The organism is uncultured Finegoldia sp. (assembly GCF_947252345.1).
Classification (GTDB): domain Bacteria; phylum Bacillota; class Clostridia; order Tissierellales; family Peptoniphilaceae; genus Finegoldia.
The window spans coordinates 1-4541 of sequence record NZ_CAMXVC010000051.1 but is presented as its reverse complement, the minus strand read 5'-3'; the positions used below and the strand labels follow the sequence as shown (position 1 = coordinate 4541).

4 protein-coding genes are annotated in these 4541 nt (G+C 31.7%); all 4 read right to left on the bottom strand.

The window, feature by feature from the left end; translation table 11 throughout:
- Nucleotides 1-383: 383 nt before the first annotated feature.
- Entirely contained in the window at nucleotides 384-1322 is a 939-nt protein-coding gene (locus Q0X02_RS07740) for an HNH endonuclease (protein WP_297813988.1), read from the bottom strand.
- 14 nt (nucleotides 1323-1336) lie between these two features.
- A complete protein-coding gene (locus Q0X02_RS07735; protein WP_022008419.1) occupies nucleotides 1337-1831 on the bottom strand; it encodes a response regulator in 495 nt (164 codons plus the stop codon).
- A 1-nt stretch (nucleotide 1832) separates the two neighbouring features.
- A complete protein-coding gene (locus tag Q0X02_RS07730; protein WP_297813981.1) occupies nucleotides 1833-4292 on the bottom strand; it encodes a sensor histidine kinase in 2460 nt (819 codons plus the stop codon).
- Between the two features lie 12 nt (nucleotides 4293-4304).
- The coding region (locus Q0X02_RS07725) for a hypothetical protein (RefSeq protein WP_297813978.1) at nucleotides 4305-4541 on the bottom strand (237 nt) is incomplete at its 5' end.

Genomic DNA, 4541 nt, shown 5'->3' with positions numbered 1-4541 from the left:
TAGTTTTTTTGAGTCTTTTTGACGTATCCTTCTTCATCTTTATCGAAGACAAAATTCTTATAAAACTGCTTAAAATGAAGGATTTCTAAGTTTACATCTTTTGTATCAACGCTATAGTCTCGACGTGAGTATCAAATTAAAACATGTCCCCACAAAAATCACGGAAATATCAGTATTTTTTGCAGTACTAATATCGATTACGCAACCCTTCTCCCACAAATAAAATGTTAAATAAAACTGCCACATATTTTTAAATTAGCAACAGTAAATCCTTTTACAAAATCTCAAGTCATTTGCTTTGATAATTCTTTCAATAAGCCCATCCCAGACTCCACCTTTTCATTACCTCAAGTTAAGGAAATAATGTCCTTCAGTCTAACCTTCTATAATAAACACTTGTCATTGATTTTTATTTGTCTTATTTTTTTACCATCAGTAATTTCTGGAAGTGTCATGTTATTTGAAACAGGATAAAAATACATGCGGTTTATTCTGGGATAATAAAACAAAATGCCAAAATTAGAATTTAATTTTTCAAACCAAGTAGTCAACTTTTCTACACTTATGTTTTTTCTATATTCTGTTTTTTCTTCCAGTGAGTTATCTACCAAAAGTTCGCAATAATATGTACTACCATTGAATTTCATCTTAAAATCCATATTATACTCTTCAAATACCAGACTGTTTTCAATTCCCTTATCATTTAGATATTCTTCTGCTTTTTCGAACATTTCATCTTTAAGCAGCTTGTCAAGCTCTTGTTGCTTTAAATGTCTAAGGTTGTCTAATTGAAATATCAAATCCTTCAAATCGTGTAATTCGGTATTGTGTTGAAATTTTAATAGTATTTCATCAATCAGAGTATTAATCGTGTGTAAGCTGTTTTCATGATTTTCTCTTGCTTTCCTGAAACGGATTTGTGTTCTGGAATTAAGTTTAAAGGTATTAATATAAAATGTTCCTCTATCGTTTTTGGCAATATATTTATAATGATTCTCTTTTTTTCCTCCTATAATTGCAGGGTTAATCCCAGAAAAGATATCATCAGTACAAGGGTCGAGTAGTTTTGTATCCCAAATATCACTTTTCTCGTTATTACACTTTTCGCAAGAATAATATAAATTATGATATTTATGTGTGTCAGGCAAATTCAAGGACTGCGGCTTAAAATGGTCTATTTCAAAAAAGTCCAAACCAACTATTCCTACTTCTTGTTCTTGCAATTTGCAATATGCACATTCATGAGAAAAGTCATTTCTTAAGTATTCTTTGCACTTAGGGCTTAAGTAATTTGCCCAACGTTGTTTTCTTATATATTCCATAATGACATCCTCTGTTATTTTTTTTCATCCAACTTTGAGCTAATTTCTTGTAATAATCGAATAGTTTCGGTATCTTGTTGTTGCTTGATTTCAACAGCTCTATACATCAAATTTTCTTTTCTTAAACCGCAAGCTCTCTTTATCTTTTCTGCAACATCTTTATATCGAGAAGTAATTTCTGATTTTTGCAACTCATAGTCATAATCACCAAACTGGTCTGCAAAGTCATCAAGTTCATAGTTGGTTAAAAGAACAGCATAGATTGTACTATCATGTTTTCGTATTTCTCTTAGCACATCTATCCCTTTATATGTGACCTGTTTCTCTAAATGAAAGTCAATAATTAAGAAATCTACATTCTTCTCCAAAATAATATCATAATAGCTGTCAACTGTTAATGGAAGTTTATCTAGACAATCAAGTTTCAATCCTTCAAGAGCAAAAAGTCGAGTGTATATGTCAACATTTGCAGCTTCGTCTTCAATAAACAAACCAATCAATTCATCCATCTTACTCATCTCCTTTTGGTAATGTTACGATAAATTTCGCTCCAAGCATAGTTTCAGAACGCTTAACAGATATATCCCCATGATATTTTTCTACAATATCTTTAACAATATTCAATCCTAATCCAATTCCGTTTTCTTTTGTAGTTTCAAAAGGTCTAAAAATCTCTTTTTCTTTTCCTTCTGGAATCCCCGCCCCCGAATCTTCAAAATAGATTATTAAATGTGAAGCACTCTGGGAAATAGTAACAGTAATTTTACGGTTTTCTCGTCCCTTAACTTGCTCAAAAGCGTTTGTTATCATGTTGATGACAATGGACTCAAAGTCAATTTGTTTAATTTTATATTCTATCGTATCTTCACACACAAAATTCAAAGTGATATCAAAAGACTTAACTATGGTTTGATAAAAACCGCCAACTTCTTTTAATGCACTACTGAGATTAATTTCTGAATCAATAGTTCTCTTTCGTTTGCGCAAAAAATTAACAATTAAATTACTGTATGCATATATACGGTCAAAATCTCCACTAACAATAGATACAACATCTTTAATTTGGTTTATATCCATACCATTATCCAAATAAAGGTTAACAAGAAGCAAACTCGTTTGTATTCTGCTAACAATGTCACTTGTTTCATGTCCAAATGATCCCGTTAGCATGCCCAATGACGCCAAATTTTTATAAAGATTCAATTCACTTTCTTGAAAATCAATTTTTGCTTGATATGCTTTTTGCGTTTCTGAATAGTGTCTATTATAATCATTTTGGATTTTTTCAATTCCTTGCTTCTTCTTTTCAGTATGTGCAATATATGTTTCCAGAAGTTCATCAATTTTTTGAGCTGAAACTTCTTCATCATTAGAAAATAATTTCCCGATTTGTTTTACAAAATCATCTTCCTTATATAGCTCTTTTAAGTTTTCGAATTGGGAATCAATCTTCTTTTTTTCGTCCGCAAGCTTTTGAATTTCTTCCTGCTCAGCCAAATACGCCTTTCTTCTGGCATCACTAATAAGATTTGTACATTTAGATAAAAAGCTGACAAGCTGCGAGTAAGCTTCATTTTCTATAATTCCTTCTCTGTTGGTCGCATCAATCAATAGAGGATTGGTCTCATCCCCAATCTTAACCACACCTATAACCTGATTATTACCCACAAGATATCCGTGTGTATCTTTTACCTTTTTCTTGTCAAGCAAGAGCCAATCATTCCCAATATCTCCGTATGGCTTAACTCTAAAATTATCTCGATAAATCTTAATGCCACAATACGTGTCTAGAATTCTTTGAGCAAATCTAAAATTATATCCAGACTCTGCATCAGATAAATTTGCACTGTCTCTTAGGAAGAAGTATATCTCCGCTTTCAGATTTCCACATAACAAAGGCTTTTCATAGTTCTCCTCAACGATGTCATTTTTCCCTTCCTTATCACTATAAGTTATACGTGATTTTTGAGCATTATCAAAAATCTCAGCATCAATTTTTGCATATCTTAAGTCAAGAATTTCATTGACTAAAACAATATCCTCTACTTTAAATTCGGGAGCAACTAGTTCAATTTTGAATGGGTCACTTTCGATAAAATCTGGAGCTACTAATAAGCGTAATTCTTTTTGTAGTTTGTCGATATCTCTTTGTTTCCATTCATCTCTCAAACCTTCCATGATTAAAATCATACCAGTTTGAGATTTAGATAAGTTAAATTTAATATATAACTCTTCAAGCATAGTAAATACTTCTGATTCGCTTTGTGAATCTATAGTATCCAATGAACTTGAAACATCGCCAATCAGTAATTCAATGTCTTCATATTTCTTTATTATCGGTACGACTTTATCTTCAAGCAGCCTGAGTGTTTCGTTTTTATAAAACATAGGGTATTCAAAACTTTTTGTTCCAAGTATCGATTCCACAGTATCTTTATCTTCTTGAAGAATCTTATCAGTAAGCATAAAATACTCAAGCTGATTACAAATGAATTTTGCAGCTGTAGATTCTTGATGGTCTTTTAGTATACCAATTCTTTGGGTCAATGCAGGAATATTTATTTCCTCAAAACTATTCCAGTTAATATCTACTCTATATGGTGGTTCAAATTCTGGAAATGAGTAAATTTGAACTTTTTCTGCTAAACGTTCAACTGAAAATCTACCAATACCTTTTTTTCCTGCCTTTTTTCTACCTTTAGGGGTATAAGGTTCAGTAATTTTATTGTTTGTACCAATTACCATCCACTTATTTTCGAAGTCCGATTGTGTCATTCCTGTACCAGTGTCAATTAGAACAATCCTGCTTTGTGGGGTATTGGGTTTATCCAAAATGATTTTCACACCATAGGCATCCGCATCGTAAGAGTTTTTAATAAGTTCCACTAATGCTGTAACAAAATCTGTAACAAGCTCACGCCCTAATTGGCTAATATGTCGGGAATTTGTTTTAAACTGTAGTTTTTTCATAAATGCCTCACCTCAATAATCTAGAATCATATTTATTTCATTAACGGATAAATCATATGCTTCGCATACAAGCCTATCCAATTCTTCTTGATGTTCTCTTAACTCTGACAAATATTTTGATACAAATGCCGAAATATCTTTTACATTATTTTTAGAAAATGGCAGTAGATTCAATTCGTTTGCCGATACTTGCGTATTACCGCTTTTACTTATAAAAACATAATTTATTAGTTTTGAGTTAAGTAATCC